This window comes from Vallitalea sediminicola (genome assembly GCF_054408565.1).
The window spans coordinates 15,820-38,176 of record NZ_BTPT01000022.1 but is presented as its reverse complement, the minus strand read 5'-3'; the positions used below and the strand labels follow the sequence as shown (position 1 = coordinate 38,176).

Here is a 22,357-nt window from a genome sequence, read left to right as displayed (position 1 = left end):
ATTATTTATTGTAATTGCACATGATGGACTATTTTGGTAGAATTAATCTAAGGACTAGCTTATAAAGCTTTTCTTCTGATAATTTGACTGACAAAAGTTAATAGCTTAAATACAGTAGAGAGAAGAGATAAAATGAACAAAATATATATATTCGGTCATAAAAATCCAGATACGGATTCTATATGCTCTACAATAGCATATGAAAATCTAAAAAAACAATTAGGTCATGATAACTATATAGCCGCTAGATTAGGAGCAATAAATAAAGAGACGGCATATGCTCTTAATTATTTTAATGTAGATCAACCTATATTGTTAAAGGGTCTTAATCCCCAAGTATCAGACCTTAATCTACCCAAAACAGTTGTAGCTCATGAAACAGATACTGTTAAACAGACTTTAGAGAAAATTATAAGTAAAACGGGACGTTCCATTCCCGTAGTTGATGAAAATGAAAGATTGATAGGCATAGTATCTATTTCAGATATTGTTCCTCCATACTTGGAGATGACTAGTAAAACTGTCTTAAAAGATTTAAATACCCCGTTTATAAATATAATAACAGAATTAAGAGCAAAGGTTCTAGTAGGAAAATATCAACATAATAATATTACTGGAAATGTTTATCTGGCATCTGATTTAACTGGAGATATAGAATTAAATCAAGATGATTTAGTTATAGCCGATCGCAAGACAAATATTATTAGTGAATACAAGACCAATAATTGTTGTATAATATTAGGAAATTATAATGAAAATGATAAAATTAATTGCGGAGATTCATATGAAGGAGTAATATTGACTACTAAGTACAGTGTGTATGAAATAGTAAAATTGATTGGTTATAGTGTACCTATAAAAACTATGGTTAAGAAAGAAGCTCTAGAATATTTTGTTACTTACGAAACAATAGATGACGTTAAAAACAATATGTTGACTTCAAGACATATGAGATTCCCAGTAGTTGACGAATCAGGATTCATAAAAGGTATGATTTCAAGAAGTAACTTAATAGATATCAACAGGAAAAAAGCCATATTAATGGATCATAATGAAAAAAGTCAATCAATAGAAGGAATCGAAGAAACTGAGATCGTAGAAGTTATTGACCATCATAGAGTAGCTAATGTTCAGACAATGACACCTCTATATTTTAGAATCGAGCCATTAGGTTGTACATGTACCATAGTAGCTAAGATGTATGAAGAAAATGATATAACCATAACAAAACAGATGGCAGGACTTATGTTGAGTGCAATAATATCTGATACATTATTATTTAAATCACCAACAAGTACAAAAGAAGATAAAAGGATAGGGGAAAAGTTAAGCAGAGTAGCAGGTGTAGATCTAAATAAATATGGTATGAAACTTATTACAGCAGGGTCATCCTTGAGTGAAGAAACACCAGAAAATATTATTAACAATGATATGAAGAAATTTATGTTTGGTAGATATAAAGTAATGATATCACAGATAAATACTGGAGACTTTGCAGGATTCTATACTATATTCAATGATATATCTGGCGAAATGGACAAAATATGTAAGATGGAAAATATTGATTTAGCGGTACTGATGATAACTGATATCGTTGTAGGTGGTACGGAAATTCTTGCTGTAGGAAAAGAAAGATGGATATCTGAAAACGCTTTTAAAATGGATAAAGAAGATATAAGTATATTCCTACCAAATGTATTCTCTAGAAAAAAACAAGTAGTACCTATGCTAATGAATGCAGCTAAACTATAAAACAATCAATTAACAAAATATACAGCAGATTATTGACTATGAATAATTATTTGTACTAAAATGATTATTTAATTCTACCTATATATATAATAACTAACACAGTAAACAGAGAGGTTTCAATCATGGAAATTAATTTAAACAAACTTTTATTATCATTATCGTATACATTGGATTTTGTAGAAATGGACATATTAGGAGTTACTTCAAACCATTCAAAGAGGGTTGCATATATAGCTAATATTATTGGCAAACAACTTAATATGAAGGATGAAGAAAGATTCGATTTAGTTGCATGTTGTGTGCTTCATGACAATGGAGTTACAGAATATATGTTAAAAGAAACTGCTGGCATTAAGAGGAGTAAGAGAAAAAAGATGTTGGAAAACGTAAAGGAGCACTGTACAATAGGCGAAGAAAATGTCGCGGATTATCCTTTCTTGACAGATGTTACCAACGTCATTAAATATCATCATGAAACATATGATGGAAAAGGATTCTTTGGAAAAAAGATGGATGAAATACCATTAATGTCTCAGTTGATATTCTTCGGAGATCGTTTAGATAATGTATTTAACCTGAATAATACTGATTATACTAAGATGTGTAAAATAAATGAGTATGTAAAAGAACAGTCAGGGAAATTGTTTTCACCAATGATAGTTGAAGCTTTTTTTGAAGTAAGTAAAAAATCCAGCTTTTGGTTGGATCTTAATGACAATTTTATCTGTAAGGCCATATCAAGAACCATATCCAATATCAATATGACTATGTCATGGGAAGAATTAGAACAAGTAACTAAAATATTTTCATTAATCATTGATAATAAATCAGCTTTTACATTAAGACATTCACAAGGATTAGCAGCAAAAGCAGAAACCATGGGAAAATATTATAAAAAAGATAATATAGAGATAATGAAATTAAAAATAGCATCTAACTTACATGATTTAGGAAAATTAGCTATCAGTAATGAAATAATAGATAAGCAAGGAAAACTAGATGAACGTGAGTTCTATATAGTTAAACAGCATACATATTACAGTAGAATAAGTTTATCAAATCTAGTTGGATTTGAAGATATTACAGAATGGGCGTGTAATCATCATGAAAAATTAGATGGTTCAGGTTATCCATTCGGACTAACAGGGGATAAATTGGATTTTAATTCTAGATTAATTATGTGCTTAGATATCTACCAAGCCTTGATGGAAGAAAGACCTTATAGGAAAGGGCTTACACATGAAAAAAGCATGTCCATCTTAAGAGGTATGGTAGCTGACGGATTAATAGATGGTGGAATTGTAGAAGATATTGATACTGTATTTCTAGCATAAATGAGATAATCAAAACCCACTTCCTGTTGAAGGGATAAGGGTTTTATTTTTTTACTTTAAATATAGGATTATAGGTAAAAATGAAACAAATTAGGTAAAAATAAAACAAAAAATATACCTAAATTCTAATGAATTAAAATAAAAGTAAAAATAAAACAATGAAAAGAAAAAGTAACCTATTAATTTTGCAGCTATTTATATATATACTTAAGAAAATGAGAGTACTAGATTTAACTTTAGCTACTTGTGAATTATCAGTACTGTTTCTAGTTCTCTAAAGGGAGAATCTAATTATGGAAAAGAATTTTAAAATATTCAGAAATGATTTTGATGCTAAATACAATAAACATTTTGAAGGTGCTTTTTGTCAAGGTAATGGGTATCTATTTTTAAGAGCCACATTTGAAGAGGGTATTGACGGGGAAGAACAAGGTGAAATTTATACAAGAGAATTTAAGAGTGTAACAACTGAAAAACAAAGATGTGCAATTTCAAAATGGGGTACATATATTCCAATAATCATGGGGAATAATCCGCAACTGAATGAGGTTATTATAAATCTGCCATATTTTATGGATTTCAATCTCTTTGCTGATGGTGAAAAATTATCCATGAACAGATGTAATATTTCTGATTTCAATATGGAGCTAAACTTAAAAAATGGTTGTTTAACTAGGACTTTTACTTTTAATACTAAAAGTGGAAGTATCATAAAAGCAAAATATGAACGTTTCCCAAGTAAAAACAATAAACATCTATTTGTACAAAAGATTACATATAAAGCTGAAAATAGAGATGCGAATATTGAGATTTCATCTGGTATTGATACAAATGTTACAACCAATGGATTTAATCATTTTGTTGACGTGGGAACGATATGCAATGATGATAGTATAACTGTAGTGAGTAAAAGCGATATGGGCAATACTATTACCCAATCATCTTTTTTAACTTGTGATAAGGAAAAAGTGTATATAAAAGACAATAGATTCAGTGTTCAATATAAACTCAAAACAAATGAAGAAATTACTTTTATTAAAAAGAGTTTTTCTTATACAGATATGGATAAGGGAGATATAGGAATCAAAAACGAGTTAGAGAAAAATTATGAAAAGCTCTATAGAGAAAACAGTCAAGTTTGGGAAAGTCTGTGGGATAGAAGCGATGTTGAAATTGAAGGAAATGATAATGATCAACTAGGGGTAAGATTCTCTATCTACCATCTATTAAGATGTAAAGAAGAAAGTGAATATCGTTCATCAATATGTGCAAAAGGATTTGCAGGTGAAGCATATTATGGACGATATTTTTGGGATAGTGAAATATTTATGCTTCCATTCTATATTTACACAAATCCCTTAGTAGCTAAAAATCTTTTGATGTATCGATATAATACACTAGAGGGTGCAAAAGAAAATGCAAAAAGCTATAATTGTAAAGGGGCAAGATATCCTTGGCAATCTGCCACAACAGGAACAGAACAATGCTCATTATGGGAATATGCAGATAATGAAATACATATAACAGCAGATATTGTATATGGAATTTGGCATTATTTTAAGGCAACTGATGATATAGAGTTTATGAAAAATTATGGAGCAGAGATTATTGTAGAAACAGCAAGATTTTGGCTTGATAGAGTAGATATGGATAAAAACGAAAATTATAATCTCTTCAATGTCATGGGTCCTGATGAATATACTGCATTCAACAGCAATAATACTTTTACAAATCGCCTTGTAAAATTTAATTTGGAAACTGCTTATTATATAATGGAATTGCTAAAGGAAACAGATGTAGTTGCATTTCAAAAACTTTGTGATAAAGTAGAATTTCATAATAACGAGCTATCAGATTTTAAGGAAGTCGCTGAAAAGTTGATATTCCCTGATTGTGAAGGAACTCAATATATTCCCCAAAGTGAAAATTTTGATAATTATGCTGATGTAGACATTGAAAATATTTGGCAAGATAAAACAAAACCTTTCGGCATGTATATGACACATGAAAAATTATATCGTTCAAAGGTTCTAAAACAAGCAGATTCTTTATCACTTGCCATGTTGTTTAAAACAGATTTTACAATTGATCAGATTAAAAATACTTATGAATATTATGAACCAATAACTACTCATGATTCATCTTTATCACCTATAAATCATGCTATTGTAGCTGGATGGATAGGTAAAGAGGAACACGTTCATAAGTTCCTTAAATACTCATTAAGCTTAGATTTTGATAGTACTAGGAATGGTGCCCAAGATGGTATTCACATTGCTAATTGCGGTTGTATATATCAATTTATAATGCATACTGTAGCTGGTATTGATAATGCGTTGATAAATGATTGTAAAATGCCTATGTCAAAATCTTATACTATGCCAGAAAGTTGGGAAAAAGTTTCTTTCAAAATCATGTGGAAAAATATTTCATATAAAGTTACAGTTGATAAAAATGGTACTAAAATAATTAAAGAGGTTTAAAGGAAGTATTATTTCAGAATTTTAGCTAATATAATATAGTGTTTTATGTATGTAAAGGTAGTTTTGAAAACTCTACCTTTATTTTTTTGTACCCAATACTTTTTCATATTTTGTCACATAACTTTATATAATTACGATATATGGTATAATTAGTAAGATCAAGGAGGAATGTTGATGGGGCATGAATTAAATAGTAATCAAAAAAAAGCAGTAACTCATAATGAAGGTCCTATGATGGTTTTGGCTGGACCAGGGTCTGGTAAAACAATGGTTATAACTCATAGAATAATTAATTTGATAGAAGAATATAATGTGAATCCAAGCAATATTTTAGTAATTACTTTTACAAAAGCTGCTGCGATCACTATGGAAAATAGATTTGAAAATTTATCTGACAGCAATGCTGGTAAAAAAGTGCTTTTTGGTACATTTCACTCGGTATTTTTTCGCATATTAAAAAGTTATTATGACTTGAATGTCAGTCAGATAATAATGGAAAATAAAAAATTAGATGTATTTAGAGAAATTGTTAGACAGTTGGAAATTGAATATGAAGATGAAAATGAATTTATTAATCAAATAATGACGGAAATATCTTTGATAAAAAATGAACTGATAAATGTTAAATATTATAATGCGGTATCTTGTTCTAATGAAGATTTCTATAAGATATACAGTCTCTATGAAGCTTATAAAAGAGAAAAGAAAGCAATTGATTTCGATGATATGTTAATTAAATGTTATAATTTGCTTAGTAAGAACGATAAAATATTAAATATTTGGCAATCAAAATTTAAATACATACTTATTGACGAATTTCAAGATATAAATAGAGTACAATATGAGACTATAAAATTATTAGCTAAGCCTGATGATAATTTGTTCATTGTAGGGGATGATGACCAATCCATATATAGTTTTAGAGGAGCCAAACCGGAATTTTTGCTGAACTTTCCTGAAGAATATGGAGATACAAAAAAAATAGTTCTGAATAATAATTATCGTTCCACTAAAAACATAGTAAAAGTAAGTAGAAGCGTAATAAAAAACAATCATAAGAGATATATAAAAGATATGATTACCAGTAACAAAGATGGTAATCAGTTGAACCTTATAGAAACAAAAGACATAGGAGATGAGGCAAAGACAGTTGCTGATAGCATATTGGAACTAAGTAAGCAAAAGAATATACCATTATCTGAAATTGCAATTATCTATAGAACCAATATTCAATCCAGAGCAATAATTGATATATTTCTTGATATGAACATACCGTTCGTAGTAAGGGATAAAGCAGCTATCATATATGATCATTGGGTTGCAAAAGATATGATTTCATATATGAAACTTGCGCTGGATATAAAAGACAAAGAGGCATTGATAAGAATAATCAATAAACCTAAAAGGTACATAAGTAAAGTTGCTATTGAAATATCAAAGAAATACTCTGACAACATATGGGAAGGATTATATAAGCATTCACAGGAAAAAGAGTGGATGATTAATAGGTTGGATGAACTACAATATCATTTACAAGTAATAAAAAAAAGCAAGCCTTATGATATAATTAAATATATAAGAAAAGAAATAGGGTATGATGGTTACTTAAATAATTATGCAGCATATAGAAAAATAGGAATTGAAGGTTTAATAGAAATTTTAAATGAAATTGGGGAAAGTACCAAGAATTTTGAAACAATACATGAATGGTTTAATCATATTGAAGAGTATAGAAAATTGATGGAAGAAAGCGATAATAATAGAAACATATATAAAGACTCCATAACATTAACAACTATGCATAGTTCCAAAGGATTAGAATTTGGCATTGTTTGGATTGTAGGTGCAGTTGAAGGGTTGATACCTCATGAAAAATCTAATAGAGATAAAGATATTGAAGAAGAAAGAAGACTATTCTATGTAGGTATGACAAGGGCAAAAGAATATTTATATATATCTTATATCAATAATAGATACGATGAACCAGCCGTACAGTCAAGATTTCTAGATGAAATATATGATTATTTTGCGACTAAAATAGGAGCCGGAAGTATCATAGTCCATAAAAAATTCGGTAAAGGGATAGTTACAAAACTTAATAAGAAATCAGTCACAGTTGATTTCGAAAAAAAACGAAATATAAAATTAAATATTCAATTCTGCATGCAAAATAATTTAATAAAATATGAATAATTTTATAGGGGTATATATTAATATTTTATTGATCGAGGTGTAGCTAATGGACGTAATAAGAGTAGTAAATATTTATAGTATTGTTACAAGCTTAGCGTGGCTATTAATTTTTATTTGTATATATTTAAAGATAGGGAAAAAAGATAAATATCTAGTTTATTATATTAAAGGAATAATTGTTTTTATAATATTTTTAGCTTTAGGTTTTATATTTAAAGGTCTAGCCATACAGGATCGTACTCTAATAGGGATATTATTTCTAGATATTAGTTATATTCTACTTATACTAAGTACAGAAGTGTTTATAACTATAAAAGGTAGGAAAATATGGTTGTGGGCATTTATTATTGTCATTGGGGTTATAATCTTCACAAAAATAATTAATAGAGATTATTCAATTGTTCTGAATATATATATAGGAGTATTATTATCATATATAGGTTGTCGGCTACTCAAGTCCAAAAAAAATCATAATCTACTAATGGGTAGTTTCTTAATTGTATGGGGAATATTTAATCTTGTATGTCCTATATTATATGAGGTTTTTGATTTTGATATGACGTTATATGCAATAAGCCGTATCTTCTTTATTTTTTCCGAAGCGCTTTTTATAATTGCTTATATATATAAAATGAATATGGATTATAAATATGATAACGAAAATATAAAAAGTATATTCAATGCTTCTTCCGTTGGACTTGAACTTTATAATGCAAAAGCAGAACTGATTATCATTAATCCCATATGTCTTGAGATGTTTGAGATAGAAAATCATGATACTGTAATAGGCTCTAATCTATTTGATAGATTCAATATCGCTAATAGGAGTTTGGAACAATTGAAGGATGGAAATGATGTAAGTTTTCGTGTGGAGTTCCAACTCAATGATGATAGCAATGAAAATTTGATCAACAATAATATCAGGCAAAAAAAATTCTTGGAAGTTAAGATAAACATACTTGGTACTAATAAGCTACAACCAGATGGTTATTTTGTTCAGATAGAGGATATATCAGAACAAATATATTCTTCTCATAAACTGGAAAAAAGGTTGAAGATGGCGGTAAGTAGTGCTAATTTATATGGGTGGGAGTGGGACATCAATCTTAATGAATTGTATATAGACCCTATGTTTGCTATATCATTAGGGTATAATAGTGAAAAATTCAACGGTAAAGGAACTATATTTTTTAATTGTATAAAAGAAGAAGACTTAGAAATTATTAATAAAGAGTTACAAAAGCATTTTGAAAATATAGAACAAGTATTTTTATGTGAATGGAGAATTAAAGATGCTACTGGTAATTATAAATGGTACATGGGGACAGGTTCTGTAGTAGAGAAAGATGAGGAGGGATTGCCTCTTAGAATGGTTGGAATTAATCAATGTATAGAAAGACGTAAACAATCGGAATTAGAGCTATACAATAGTGAAAAAAGATATCGTTCATTATTTGAAACTATGGTGAATGGATATGCTAGATTAGAAATTCAATATGGGGATGATAATAATATTTGCGATTACAAATGTATAGAAATTAATAGTTCATTAAATAAAATATTAGAATTAGAAAAAATACAAGGTAAAAGAATAAAAGATATCATTACTCATGAAAAGTATTGGATAGCATTAATAAACGATATGCTTAAGAATGGAGAAAATCAAAGTAGGATAGAACAGTATTCTAGACGATTAGGAAAAATATTAGAAATAATAATGCATAAATTTGGCAAGAATCAAATTATACTAATCATTAGAGATGTAACAAATGAAAGAAATCTAGAAAATATGGTAAGACAAACAGAGAAATTATCCGCTATTGGTCAATTGGTTGGAGGAATCGCTCATGATTTCAATAATCAATTAATGGCTATAAGTGGAGCTGTATCTATTATTAAGACCAAATACGCTGAAAGAAAAGAATGTATGAAATACATAGATTATATTGAAAAATGTTCCAATAATTCGGCGTCACTAGTAAATAGACTTCTAACATTCTCAAGAGAATCTGATTATAAATTAGTACCTATAGATTTACATGGTATCATTAAAAGTGTAGTAGAAATTCTAGAAAGAAGTATAGACAAAAAGATACGGATAGAGACATCCCTAGAAGCTGAAAAGCATATGATATTAGGGGATGAAAGTCAAATTCAAAACACAATACTTAATATAGGGATTAATGCTAGAGATGCTTTGCTTAATGGAGGACAACTGATATTTAAAACTTACAATGTCATGGAATGGGATTGTGATAAGAATATAGATACTAAAAAACAAAAACCTACAATAGTCACTATTGTTTCTGATACAGGAATAGGTATGAGTGAAGAGGTTAAAAAACATTTATTTGAACCGTTCTTCACTACAAAAGATATTGGTAAAGGAACAGGAATGGGCTTAGCCATGGCTTTTGGAGTTATAAAGAATCATGGGGGATATATAAGTGTTAATTCTGTTATTGATGTTGGAACAGATTTCACTATTAAATTACCAGTATTAGATGAGCGAGAGTATATTCCAGTGAATGAAGAAGAAAGATTAATAAAGGGTGTAGAAAAGATATTGGTTGTTGACGATGAAGAGATGATTAGGGATTTATTACAAGAGATGATTGAAATGCTAGGGTATGAGGTAATAACTTTTGGTGATGGATTTGAATCTCTTTATTATTATAAAAATCATATAAGTGATATTAATTTAGTTTTATTGGATGTTGTGATGCCTAATATTAGCGGGAAAGAATTAGTTAATGAGTTTTATAATATTAATGAGGATGTAAGAGTCGGATTTTTATCAGGATATGGTTTTGATAGGATGGATAAAGGGATAACTGACAAGATAGTAGGATTTATTAATAAACCTATTAATATTGAGGAGTTGTCTTTGAAGATTAGGGAGATGCTGGATTATGTGAGAGGTTAGGTTCTCGCATAATCCAGTATAATTTTTACCATGCTTTTGTATCATATTGGGTTAATATTTTTTTTGTGATTAACCTTGATAATAGATAACATTGAATAGGTGCTAATATTATTATTAAAAGTACGTTGTTTATCATATAAAGTAAAGCTAATAGTGCTACAGTTACTATAACAGATAATAATGTTGTTGGTAAATGTTTATTAGCAAGTATAAAAGAATATTTAAATAGTTTTTTTATACCTAATTCTGATGTAGACATTAGAGGGAAGATATATAAAGTTATAAATAATAATTCAATAGTCAAACTGAAATAAACTGGTAATAACCATTGTATATCAAGAAAACCTCCAGTAATAGAAGTAATGTTGAAGTACATTAGTACATATAATGCAACTAGTATTAGCCATACAATAGTTGACTTAAGGAATTTATTCTTGAGTGTTTTGAAAAATGTTTTATATACATATCCTTCATCTTTTACTATGTTGAAATATACGCTAGTGTATAAAGCAGTTGTCACAGCACCTATAGTTACTCCAAAACCCAGTATAGAAATAAATGTCCATAAAAGACCTAATACCATAATATCAAAAACTAGACTTCCAATTCTTTGAAACGGTCCATCAATATTAAAAAAGTTCATTATGTATCCCTCGCTTAGTATATTTTTGAAATAGTAACTCTATAATTGTATTATTGGACCAACAAGACATAATTAGTAATACTTGTTGTAAGTATAAAGTTATTATCAATAATATTATCATATGTATTGATGTAATTTCAATGTGTAAAATCATGTAACTTTGGAAGTTTTTTTGTATAATTTGTACATGTTATAAATATGATTGTTAATAATGATGGATATTACGGTATCAGGAAAATTAATTTGGTTAATCTACTTAAATTCTGGTAGCCAATTTCCATGAGCTTTTATCAAATCGTCACACATATTTTTAATATCATCAATAGATAATTCGCTTGAAGTATGTGGGTCAAGCATAGCAGCATAATAGATATAATCTTTTTTTCTAGTCAATGCGGCTTCAACAGTCAGTTGATGTACGTTGATATTGGTTTTGTTAAGAGCTGCTAATTGCATTGGTAATTCTCCTACATAGCATGGAGTGACTCCAGAACTATTAACAAGACAAGGAACTTCAACTACACAGTCAGATGGTAGATTAGGAATAAGTCCAGTATTTTTTACATTACCACCAATAGTATAAGGAATATTAGTTTCCATTGCTTCCATTATGTATGAGCCATATTCATTAGAGCGTTTATGACTAAGAGTATTATCCTTTGTGAGTTCATCTCTTTGTTTTTCCCAGTTGGAAATTTGCTCAACACATCTTCTTGGATATTCATCAAAAGGAATATTATATTTTTTGATGAAATCAGGATATTTATCTTTTATAAAATAAGGCATATATTCTGCGTTATGTTCGCTAGATTCAGTTACGTAATAACCGAATTGTTTCATGATTTCTAGACGTACCATATTATCATGTGGTGTGTCTAGAGCAGAAGCTAATTTCTTGATTTCTGGATATAGATCAACTCCATTGCTAGTAAGTTCTAGTAACCATGCCATGTGATTGATACCTGCTATTTTCCATTGAAGATTATCTTTTTCCATACCAAGGTCTTTTAATAAATGAGGGACGCAAGCTTGAACACTATGACATAATCCAATTGTTTTGACATCTGTAGCTTTTGACATGGCCAATGTTAGTATGGACATGGGATTGGTATAATTAAGAAGCCATGCTTTTGGGCAAACTTCAGCCATATCTTCAGCAAAATCTAACATGACAGGTATTGTCCTAAGTCCTCTGAATATACCGCCTATTCCAAGAGTATCTCCGATTGTCTGACGAAGACCATATTTTTTTGGAATTTCAAAATCAGTAACTGTACAAGGTTTGTATCCTCCCACTTGTATAGCATTTACTACATAATCAGCATCTCTTAGAGCGTCTTTCCTATCTTTATAACATACAATTTCTGCTCTGTTATCATTAATATTCTTGTTAATGGTTTTTAACATTGTTTCTGATTCAGCTAATCTTTTTTCATCGATATCGTATAGAGCTATATGAGAATCTCTTAGAGCTTCTGATAACATACAATCTCCTAATACATTTTTAGCAAATACAGTACTACCTGCACCTAGAAAAGTAATTTTTGGCATATTAAAACCTCCTATATGATTTATAATAATAATATAGCTGGTTTATATCATATATTCTATGGTATAATGTTTTAATAACATGGTTAAATGTTGTATAGCTATAAATATAATAATTTAAAAGAGGTAATATATCATGCAATATGATTATAAAGCGTATAGTACAGATTTAATATTTTATCACAGTGGTGCAGAAGTATGTAAGTCTAGTCACTCATATGGACCAGCTATCAGAGACCATTATCTTATCCATTTTATAATCAAAGGAAAAGGTATCTATAAGGTTGGAGACAAAATATATGAATTAAGTAAAGGAAATGCTTTTTTGATATGTCCAAATGTTATAACATACTACAAAGCTGACAAAGAAGACCCGTGGACTTATATGTGGGTTGGTTTTAGCGGTAAAAAAGCAGAAGAGTATTTACAAAAAACTAATCTAAATAAAACCAATCTCATATTTAGTTTTGAGAATGATGGTATACAGGAAATAATTAAACAATTGAATGATTCCAATCAATTAAGTGTATGTAAAGATTTCAATTTATTAGGATATCTATACTTATTATTAGGCAAGATGATAGAAGAAAGTCAAAATATAGATGAAGAAAAAGAAATTAAAAACAATTATGTAGAAGAAGCTATAAGATATATAAAAGCTAATTATTCAAGAAACATAACAATTATTGATATTGCGAAATATTTATCTCTTAATAGGAGTTACTTATATATTCTATTCCAACAACAATTACGTATGTCACCACAACAGTATCTCATAAATTATAGAATTAATAAAGCTTGTGAATTGATGGTGTCATCAAGACTAACTATCTCACAAATATCTAGATCAGTAGGATACAATGATCCACTGATGTTTTCAAAAATATTTAAAAAATATAAAGGATTATCGCCTAAATATTATAGAGATTCCATACAAATAAATAAAAAAAAATGAAATCTTAAAAAATATTAAAGATTTATTGTTAAGTATTAATAAGTAGTTGCCGATATATCATAAGGAGTTTTTTAATTTAATTTTGTACTAATATTGCAATTAATGTAGAAAAAGTTATATAATATGGTTAAAAATAGTAAATGATGGGGTGGATTAATTTGTTCAGTAATGTGATATATTCTAACGAATACTTTGAGTTGATAGAAGAAGAAGAACAATATTATGTGAGAGTTTTCGAAAAGGGATATAACTTAAATGATTTTAATAATATCATGTTACAATATCCGCGTATTAATCTTACCTGCTTTTCTGCTCTTACTTCTGCAATTTCAGTAGCATCTGGTAAAATAATTAAAATTGGTATTAAGAAACCATTAGTAGAGCTATCGGTAAGTAAAGATCGATTAAAAGGTTATGTAACACTTAATATGACAAGAGAAGAATTCGACAGCAGAGATAAAGCTGGACTAGTTGAAATAGTTATGCAAGCCATACAATATTCCAATATAGTATATGGTATTGATGTACATGATATAGTTAATATTATTCAACCGTTAAAACGAATTCAGATAGCCCAAGGAGTACTTCCGACTAGAGGAAACGATGCAGAGATTAGATTATATAAAATTGAAGAAGTAAGACCACAAATAATCGGAAATGAAACCGTTAATCACTATGAACTTAACTTGATAAATAAGGTAGAAAAAGGTGCTTGGCTTGGTGAAAGACTAGAACCCAAAGAAGGGGTACCTGGAAAGACAGTATGGGGAGAAATAATCCCAGCACAACCTGGTAGGCAGGTTAACCTTGAATATGATAAAAAAACTGTATTTGAAAAATATGAGGCCAAAGAAGATAAAACTATTTTATGTGCAAGAAGAACAGGTGCAGTTATATATCAAAACAACATCATAGGTGTATGTAACTGCTTAGAAATAGATGGAAATGTTTCATTTAAAACAGGTAATATTGATTTTGATGGTTTTGTTGATATAAAAAATTCTATAGAAGATAACTTTATAGTTAAAGCAGACCACGATATTCAAGTAATGGGAGATATGGGTGTAGGCAGTGTAGATACTATTGAAAGTAGAGATGGCAGTATCTATATAAGAGGCGGAATAGCCGGTAAAAATAAAGCTAAACTCATATGTAATGGAGATCTGTATACCAAGTTCGCTTCAGAATGTACGATAATATGTGATGGAACTGTAAATATTGGTTCGTATGCAATCAATTGTAATATAAAAGCCAAAGAAGTTAAACTTGAATCGTACAAAAGCAGAATTATCGGTGGGAATATTGAAGCCAGCATAAAAGTTCAAGCTGGAGAAATAGGTAATAGAACGGAATCCTATACCAAGATCACAGTTACAGGTTTTGAGAGAAACAAGATAAAAGAAGAATACGATACAATTATCGTAACAATCAAAAAAGTAAAAGAGAAAATATCATTATTAAAACAAAAATTATCAATTTATTCAGCTGCCAGTCTTAATGATTCCCAAAAAGCAGATTTTGATAAATTGAATGATGAATTTGAGTATTATAGAGATACCCTAAAAAAATTATACAACAAGCAGAAAAAATATGTTTCTTATTTACATGCAAAAGGCGAAGGAGAAATAAAAATAACTAATTGCCTATATCCTAATGTATCAATAAACATAAAATCATGTAGTACTCATTGTAATAAATATTCTAACACACCAACAACATTCTATGTATTAAATAAAGAACTTATTAAGGCATAAATTAGACTTGCCTTTATGTTGATTAGGAAGAAGGTACTTAAATATGGCTTATGAACAAATGCTGTATAATATACTTGAGCACCATAGGAAAAATGAAGATATCAGTAAAAAGGTATATAGATATACAGGCTTAATACATGCTATTGAATTTTTCTCACAAAAGTTCAATTTAGATCACATAGAAAAATACATATATGAATTTACAAATGAATTACTATTGCCTGATCGAATAGCTGTATTTATCAGAAAAAATAATGAATATAAACTTATGCAGGTTAATGGATATAATAAGAGACATTATACTATTGAATATAATGAAACTTTTGATGAAATAATTAAATATCATAGTGGATTATTAAGAGAATATAAACTTAAGGCATATTTTCCGCAAGATGTATTCAGTGATTTTGATTGTAATTTTATAATACCTCTGATAATGGATTGTGAACTATATGGATTTATCTTTGTTAATAAAGACAATAATAAATTTTTAGAGGATGATGAAATCATTGCCAATGCTTTAATGAATTTATTTTCAACCTCCTTGTCTAATTATAAATATTTCAAAGAATTAGAGAATGTGAGTAAACAGCTGAATGAAAAATTATTTAACCTATTTGCAATTAATCATTCATCAAAGGCATTGTTGACACAACTGGATTTGAGTGCTTTATATAGACTTTCGATAAGTGCTTTTTCAGAACTTACACAAAGTGGTTTCACGACTTTTTTCTTATATGATTCTATTAGCAATAGTTATAAATTAATGAGTTTGAAGGACGTTTATAATTCTAATCTAGTCATGTTTATTAACTTATATCCTACTAAATCTATGAAGGATACCAAGATTAGAATATTAACGGATATGAGTAATGAAGAACAACAAAACGAATTCTATGGTTTGTTTGATGATTCAAGAGAGTTATTAAAAGATATTAAAATTAACTATGTAGTATCCCTTTTGAAAAAGAATAAATTAGTTGGATTTGTTACATTAGGACCAAAAGTTAATGGTAACAAATATGAAAAAAGTGTATTCGAATTAATTGAAAGTTTAGCTTCATCTACATATATAGCAATTAATAATGCTAAGAATTTTGGGAAGATCAATATGCAGAAGGAAATAATAAATAATAAATTAACTAGATTGGTTAAATTAAATCAATTAATGAAAAATATAAATATTGCTAGTAATATTGAGCAAGTTATTGACCTGACTTTAAGTACTCTCAGTGTCTTTTTCGGAGTTACTAGTGGATTTATAGGATTATATGACAATGATAGAGATGGAATTGATATATTAAGGTCAATAAGTATAGATGATAACTTAACATATATACCATTTCAAAATGAATTATTACCATTAAAATTAGGAGAAAAAATAATATTAAATAGTGAAGCTGATGTAGAAAATACTTTTGCTCCTGAACTAGTTGAGTGTTTTAATAATACTTATAGTGGAGCTTTATTTGTGCCAATATTTGTCGATGAGAATGAGTTGAAACTTTTGGGTGTTATTGGTATACTAGCAATTAAGGATAAGATTTTAGGAGACGAAGAGAATATTATTACTTTAGAGTCTATTGCTAATCATATTGCACCTATTATATATCAATTTATAACACATAGTAAGACAATAGAACAGTATAAACCTGACTATCAAGTTTTATTTTTAGATGAGTTGAAACAGGATGTAATTGAAGCAGAAGAATTCTATTTGGAATTGAAGATTATACATATAAGTATGAATGTGAAATTTACTTTTACACGAATAAATATTGATGAATTACAAAAACAGTTTGAAAAAGTATATCCTGTAGATAATATAAATATTTTTGTTATTAGTTTTGAAAAAGAACCTGTAAATGATATTAAAAGGATACTTGGTGAAAACATTTGTTGTAAACAATATGACTATGGCAAGGATTTTAACTCGTTTGAAGAATTTGTTGCAAATTATTCATAATTTATAGGTACTTTTTGTGAATCTTAATATCCTAAAATACTTTACATAAAGATGTTTACGAAAGAGAGAAATTATGAAAAAATATCATATAGACAATTTTATTATTTTAGGAAAAAAATATTATGAAGAAGATAATTTATTTAAAGCATTATATTATTTTAATAAAGCTTATGATTATGGTAAAAATAATGATATTGAATTATTATTAGATATTGCTATCATATATGATGAGTTAGATGATTATGATAATGCACTTAGAGTATATAAGGATGTTCTAGCTAATGATGATTCAGAGGCAAGAGCATATTATGGAATTGCGATTTTACATGACCATAAAGATAACTTTGAAGAAGCAATACCTTATTACAAAAAAGCCATAGAATGTGACCCTTATTATTCAAAAGCTTATTTTTTCCTTGCTTATGCATATGATTACTTAGGAGAAATTGAAAAAGCCATTGAGAATTATAATCAAGTATTAGATATTAATCCAAATGATTTTTGGGCGTGCATTAACTTAGGTTCCATCTATGAGCAAAGAGATGAAATTGATAAGGCGTTAGTTTTAATGAAAAAAGCTCTAAATATTGATAATAAACATTATATGGTTTTGTTCAATATGGGCGTACTGATGTCTAAGCAGGAAAAAAATAACCAAGCTAAAAAGTATTATGAACAGGCAATAAAATATAATAAGACCTATCCCTATTCTTATTTGAATTTAGGAGTATTATATAGGGATGAAGAGGAATACGAAGAAGCTGTTGTAGTATTTACTGATGGGATAACGTACAATGAAAATTCGGTTTTCCTATATTATAATAGAGCTTGTTGCTATATGAAATTGGATTTAATAGATGATGCTGAGAAAGATATTCTAGATGTACTTAGGTTGCATCCCAAGATGGCAGAATACGTTCAAAATGATAGAGATCTACAGAGCCTGATTAATTACTCAGCTTCTATAAGGTGTATGTTAGAAGAAAGCGATGCTATTGTTTAAATGGTAAAATCTACTTAAGGAGTGATTTGAATGACAGATATATATGATTTGATAATAATAGGTTCTGGTCCGGCTGGTATGGCAGCGGCAATCTATGCTCAGAGGGCCATGTTAAAGACTATGGTATTAGAAAAAGATGTTCCAGGTGGTCAAGTTATCAATACTTATGAAGTTGATAATTATCCAGGAATCCCAGATATAACAGGTTTTGAACTTAGTACCAAAATGAGAGAACATGCAGAAAAATTAGGTGTAGAACTTAAGTCGGAAGAGGTTGTTGATTTATTATTAGACCAGACAGTAAAAGTAGTTAAGACAACTAGTAATGAATACCAATCAAAAACTATAATTATGGCTACAGGTGCTAGATGGAGAAAGCTAGGAGTAAAAGGTGAAAAAGAACTCACTGGTCGAGGTGTATCATATTGTGCTACATGCGATGGTGCTTTCTTCAGAAACATGGAAGTTGCAGTAGTAGGTGGTGGTGATGTAGCTGTAGAAGATGCAATCTTTTTAGCGAGAATGTGTAAAAAAGTATATCTCATACACAGAAGAGATGAGCTAAGAGCAGTGAAAATATTACAGGATAGCTTATTGAAACATGATGAAGATAAATTGAAAATATTATGGAACACAGAATTGAATAAAGTAATCGGAAAAGATCAAGTAGAGAAAATATCTATTTACAATAATAAAACTAAAGAAAAATCAGAATTAGATATTGATGGAGTATTTATTGGAATTGGTACAGAACCTAACTCACAACTTATTATAGACAAAGTAAAATGTGATGAAAAAGGTTATGTATTAACCAGTGAATCTTGCGAAACAAGTATCAAGGGTGTATATGCTGCTGGAGATATACGACAAAAAACTCTAAGACAAATCATCACAGCCGCCGCTGACGGAGCAACATCCGTATATGCTGCCGAAAGATATATTCTCGAAAATTTTTAAATAATAATCTATAAAATTATACTACAAAGGGGACTGTAATGAAACAGTCCCCTTATACTATTATGTATTATTTTTTATTACTTACATAATAAAGAATATTTTTTATGAAAAAGCGGAGGGTTAAGCTATTTAATAACTCTAGTGGCACCTATATAAGGTAATAGTCTTGAATCACTTAAATTATTAATGATGATTCCAGTTTTTCTGTTGTTTGCATGGATAACCTGATTATTACCAATATACAAAGCTACATGGGATATTTTATTACGATATCCAAAGAATACAAGGTCGCCAGGTAATAAATCGTTTTTTGACACTCTATAACCGTTATTAATTTGTGATCTGGAAGTTCTACTTATACTTATACCAAATTTTTTCATTACTTGTTGTGTGAAACCAGAACAATCCACACCTTTTGTTAAACTATTGCCACCCCATACATAAGGGTTGCCTAAAAATTGTTTTGAATAACTAACTATTTGTTGTCTTAAGCTTGAAGTATCTGTATCTGTAATGGTTTCTTTATCAGAAATAACTACATAATCTTTATATATATAACCAGTAGACCCGTTTGATATTTTAATAGAAACCCAATCTTCTAATTCGCTTAATACTTCAAAAGTATTATTACGATAGACCTTACCAATCTTATTAGAATTAATAGATGGTTGTTGTCTAACATTAAGTATGTTTGTGTTTACAGTAGCAACTCTTTTTGATTCCTTTTCGGGAGTATCCGGTGATGTGGATAAGGATTTTGAATCTGAAGATTTAGCTTCAGATAAGCTATTTATGTGTATATATCCTTTACCCTGACTGGTACTAACATAGAACCAATCTCCAGTTTTGTACTCTATGCTGACTAGTTGTCCTACATCAATAGTTGCTAATACATTACCTAACAGATTAGGTGAGTTTCTAAGTTCAGCTTTAGTTATTACAACTTTTGATTTGCTGGAATTATCAATGTTAACGTAATTGCTATGTACATATGCATTGCTTAACATATCAATATCAATTTTAAACCAGTTATCATTTGTAGAAATGATTTCTAGTTTTTCACCCAAATGAACATGATCAACTATAGAACTGGTGGTACTAGGGCCACTTCTAACGTTAAGATTCTTTACATTAACAACACCTACAGTAGCAGCGTTAACGTTAAGTGTTAAAACCAATCCTCCTAATATACCTAGAGTAACTTGCTTGATGCCTCGCCTTTTCATAATTAAACCTCCTAATGCTAATGTTATTATTTGTAAATACTAAGGAAAAATATTCTAAAAAAATAGTTGTTACAAAATTGTTAACTAATTATTACATGGTTATTATAACCTTAATCAAGAAAAAATGCAATAGCTTGCTTAGATTACCAGTAATTTCCTTGAATAGCATTGGTTTATACATTAGATAGGTATTAAACACTAAGATGGAAAATTAATAATTAATTAATAAATATTTAATAACTAGAAAATGAGAAGAAAAAAGAGCTGCTTTTTAACAAAGTCAGCTCTAAGATTTACTATTTAGTACCGAATATTCTATCGCCTGCATCGCCTAAACCAGGAGTAATATATCCAATATCATTTAATTTTTCATCAATTGCAGTAGTGAAAATTTGAACATCTGGATGATGAGCATATACTTCTTCAATTCCAGGTCTGGAAGTTACAAGACACATGATTTTAATATTCTTAACACCATAAGATTTTAAAAGGCTTACAGCAGCTACAACTGAGCCACCAGTAGCAAGCATTGGTTCAGTAATAATTACTGTTCTTTGTTCAATATCTTTTGGAAGTTTACAATAATATTCGACAGGTTGAAGTGTTTCTTCATTTCTATATAAACCAATATGTCCCACTTTTGCAGTAGGTAATAAACTTAACATACCATCTACCATACCAAGACCAGCTCTAAGAATAGGAACAATAGCAAGTGTTTTACCACTTATTACATTTGAAGCAGTTTTGCAAATAGGTGTTTCAATAGTAGTTTCCTTTAAAGGTAAATTACGTGTAACTTCATAACCCATTAGCATTGCGATTTCTTTGACAAGTTCTCTAAAATCTTTAGATCCAGTGTTCTTATCACGTAATAATGTAAGTTTATGCTGAAGCAACGGATGATCTAATAATTTTACATTTTCGTTCATACGGATAATTCCTCCCTTATAATTTAAAAATAGAACGAGCGTTAATAAGATATATAATTTTTATATAAATTTCACTTATTAATTTGCATACAATTTTTATATTAATATATCTACTATAGTTTGTCAATTAAATATTGTAAAATATAAAAAAAATAATAACTGTCTGTTTTATTTTGATGTCATTTTATGGTATAATTAGAAATTGAAAAATATATAATTTGCAAAGAAAGTTAAGTTATTAATTATATGTGAAAAAGGAGAGATCTACGATGGAAGAAAGAAGAAAATATAAGCGATTACCCATAAAATTAGAACTAGAAATCAATTCTCTTTTTAAACAAAATAATGACATAATAAAACTTGACAATAAGACTATTGAGGTTATCGATATTTCTAAAAACGGTATTGGTATACTATGCAGGGACGAATTGCCTCTAAACTATTATTTCAATGCAAAAATAGAATTCGATCCCCAAAGATACTTTTACTGTGTACTAAAAATTATAAGAAGCAATAGATCAGGAGATAAATATAGCTTGGGTTGTGAATTTGTAGGACTTGCTGAATTCTTAGCAGACAAAGTGGATGAATATGAAGAAGTATTAAAGGAAAAAGAATAATGAGAAGAGACGTCATATATTTAACAGTGGCTATATATAGTCACTTTCTTATTATGTAATGAAAGTAA

At 28.9% G+C, this 22,357-nt stretch carries 15 protein-coding genes; 11 read left to right on the top strand and 4 right to left on the bottom strand.

Annotation, left to right across the window (positions count from 1 at the left end; genetic code table 11):
• Positions 1 to 132 precede the first annotated feature (132 nt).
• The 5 genes from ACX6CF_RS09880 to ACX6CF_RS09860 all read left to right on the top strand — a co-directional run bounded on the left by ACX6CF_RS09880 (position 133) and on the right by ACX6CF_RS09860 (position 10,688).
• Positions 133 to 1,752 (top strand): putative manganese-dependent inorganic diphosphatase, encoded by a 1,620-nt coding sequence (locus ACX6CF_RS09880; protein ID WP_458785162.1) that lies wholly within the window; start codon positions 133 to 135, stop codon positions 1,750 to 1,752.
• A 122-nt stretch (positions 1,753 to 1,874) separates the two neighbouring features.
• Entirely contained in the window at positions 1,875 to 3,086 is a 1,212-nt protein-coding gene (locus ACX6CF_RS09875) for an HD-GYP domain-containing protein (protein ID WP_458785161.1), read from the top strand.
• 293 nt (positions 3,087 to 3,379) lie between these two features.
• Entirely contained in the window at positions 3,380 to 5,569 is a 2,190-nt protein-coding gene (locus ACX6CF_RS09870; protein WP_458785160.1) for a glycosyl hydrolase family 65 protein, read from the top strand.
• 174 nt (positions 5,570 to 5,743) lie between these two features.
• Positions 5,744 to 7,762: an ATP-dependent helicase gene (locus ACX6CF_RS09865; RefSeq protein WP_458785159.1), complete on the top strand. Its 2,019-nt coding sequence runs from the start codon at positions 5,744 to 5,746 to the stop codon at positions 7,760 to 7,762.
• 46 nt (positions 7,763 to 7,808) lie between these two features.
• Positions 7,809 to 10,688: a PAS domain-containing hybrid sensor histidine kinase/response regulator gene (locus tag ACX6CF_RS09860; protein ID WP_458785158.1), complete on the top strand. Its 2,880-nt coding sequence runs from the start codon at positions 7,809 to 7,811 to the stop codon at positions 10,686 to 10,688.
• A 25-nt stretch (positions 10,689 to 10,713) separates the two neighbouring features.
• Here ACX6CF_RS09860 and ACX6CF_RS09855 read toward each other — a convergent pair whose 3' ends face one another.
• Together ACX6CF_RS09855 and melA are read right to left on the bottom strand one after the other, a co-directional pair.
• Positions 10,714 to 11,331 carry a DUF624 domain-containing protein gene (locus ACX6CF_RS09855; RefSeq protein WP_458785157.1) on the bottom strand — a complete coding sequence of 206 codons (618 nt, stop codon included), beginning with the start codon at positions 11,329 to 11,331 and terminating at the stop codon, positions 10,714 to 10,716.
• 252 nt (positions 11,332 to 11,583) lie between these two features.
• Entirely contained in the window at positions 11,584 to 12,882 is a 1,299-nt protein-coding gene (gene melA, locus ACX6CF_RS09850; RefSeq protein ID WP_458785156.1) for an alpha-galactosidase, read from the bottom strand.
• A gap of 133 nt (positions 12,883 to 13,015) precedes the next feature.
• On the opposite strand from melA, the gene ACX6CF_RS09845 reads away from it, so the two are divergent.
• From ACX6CF_RS09845 to trxB, 5 genes are all read left to right on the top strand, one after another.
• Entirely contained in the window at positions 13,016 to 13,834 is an 819-nt protein-coding gene (locus ACX6CF_RS09845; RefSeq protein WP_458785155.1) for an AraC family ligand binding domain-containing protein, read from the top strand.
• A 158-nt stretch (positions 13,835 to 13,992) separates the two neighbouring features.
• Positions 13,993 to 15,588, top strand: a complete 1,596-nt coding sequence (locus ACX6CF_RS09840; protein WP_458785154.1) for a DUF342 domain-containing protein — start codon at positions 13,993 to 13,995, stop codon at positions 15,586 to 15,588.
• 43 nt (positions 15,589 to 15,631) lie between these two features.
• The gene (locus tag ACX6CF_RS09835; protein ID WP_458785153.1) at positions 15,632 to 17,554 is read left to right on the top strand and encodes a hypothetical protein; all 1,923 of its coding nucleotides are present in this window, start codon (positions 15,632 to 15,634) and stop codon (positions 17,552 to 17,554) included.
• Positions 17,555 to 17,627: 73 nt separating this feature from the next.
• Entirely contained in the window at positions 17,628 to 18,557 is a 930-nt protein-coding gene (locus ACX6CF_RS09830; protein WP_458785152.1) for a tetratricopeptide repeat protein, read from the top strand.
• A gap of 30 nt (positions 18,558 to 18,587) precedes the next feature.
• Positions 18,588 to 19,514: a thioredoxin-disulfide reductase gene (trxB, locus tag ACX6CF_RS09825; protein WP_458785151.1), complete on the top strand. Its 927-nt coding sequence runs from the start codon at positions 18,588 to 18,590 to the stop codon at positions 19,512 to 19,514.
• Between the two features lie 125 nt (positions 19,515 to 19,639).
• Here trxB and ACX6CF_RS09820 read toward each other — a convergent pair whose 3' ends face one another.
• Together ACX6CF_RS09820 and upp are read right to left on the bottom strand one after the other, a co-directional pair.
• A complete protein-coding gene (locus tag ACX6CF_RS09820; protein WP_458785150.1) occupies positions 19,640 to 20,740 on the bottom strand; it encodes a C40 family peptidase in 1,101 nt (366 codons plus the stop codon).
• 296 nt (positions 20,741 to 21,036) lie between these two features.
• Positions 21,037 to 21,669, bottom strand: coding sequence for a uracil phosphoribosyltransferase (gene upp, locus ACX6CF_RS09815; RefSeq protein WP_458785149.1), 633 nt, complete (start codon positions 21,667 to 21,669; stop codon positions 21,037 to 21,039).
• Positions 21,670 to 21,938: 269 nt separating this feature from the next.
• Between upp and ACX6CF_RS09810 the strand changes: the two genes are divergently transcribed.
• Positions 21,939 to 22,289 (top strand): PilZ domain-containing protein, encoded by a 351-nt coding sequence (locus ACX6CF_RS09810; RefSeq protein WP_458785148.1) that lies wholly within the window; start codon positions 21,939 to 21,941, stop codon positions 22,287 to 22,289.
• Positions 22,290 to 22,357 lie beyond the last annotated feature (68 nt).

What these genes read in the sequence shown, in the direction of transcription:
- ACX6CF_RS09880 (WP_458785162.1), top strand. Translation starts at nt 133, where the DNA reads ATGAACAAAATATATATATTCGGTCATAAAAATCCAGATACGGATTCT.
- ACX6CF_RS09875 (WP_458785161.1), top strand. Translation starts at nt 1,875, where the DNA reads ATGGAAATTAATTTAAACAAACTTTTATTATCATTATCGTATACATTG.
- ACX6CF_RS09870 (WP_458785160.1), top strand. Translation starts at nt 3,380, where the DNA reads ATGGAAAAGAATTTTAAAATATTCAGAAATGATTTTGATGCTAAATAC.
- ACX6CF_RS09865 (WP_458785159.1), top strand. Translation starts at nt 5,744, where the DNA reads ATGGGGCATGAATTAAATAGTAATCAAAAAAAAGCAGTAACTCATAAT.
- ACX6CF_RS09860 (WP_458785158.1), top strand. Translation starts at nt 7,809, where the DNA reads ATGGACGTAATAAGAGTAGTAAATATTTATAGTATTGTTACAAGCTTA.
- ACX6CF_RS09855 (WP_458785157.1), bottom strand. Translation starts at nt 11,331, where the DNA reads ATGAACTTTTTTAATATTGATGGACCGTTTCAAAGAATTGGAAGTCTA.
- melA (WP_458785156.1), bottom strand. Translation starts at nt 12,882, where the DNA reads ATGCCAAAAATTACTTTTCTAGGTGCAGGTAGTACTGTATTTGCTAAA.
- ACX6CF_RS09845 (WP_458785155.1), top strand. Translation starts at nt 13,016, where the DNA reads ATGCAATATGATTATAAAGCGTATAGTACAGATTTAATATTTTATCAC.
- ACX6CF_RS09835 (WP_458785153.1), top strand. Translation starts at nt 15,632, where the DNA reads ATGGCTTATGAACAAATGCTGTATAATATACTTGAGCACCATAGGAAA.
- ACX6CF_RS09830 (WP_458785152.1), top strand. Translation starts at nt 17,628, where the DNA reads ATGAAAAAATATCATATAGACAATTTTATTATTTTAGGAAAAAAATAT.
- trxB (WP_458785151.1), top strand. Translation starts at nt 18,588, where the DNA reads ATGACAGATATATATGATTTGATAATAATAGGTTCTGGTCCGGCTGGT.
- ACX6CF_RS09820 (WP_458785150.1), bottom strand. Translation starts at nt 20,740, where the DNA reads ATGAAAAGGCGAGGCATCAAGCAAGTTACTCTAGGTATATTAGGAGGA.
- upp (WP_458785149.1), bottom strand. Translation starts at nt 21,669, where the DNA reads ATGAACGAAAATGTAAAATTATTAGATCATCCGTTGCTTCAGCATAAA.
- ACX6CF_RS09810 (WP_458785148.1), top strand. Translation starts at nt 21,939, where the DNA reads ATGGAAGAAAGAAGAAAATATAAGCGATTACCCATAAAATTAGAACTA.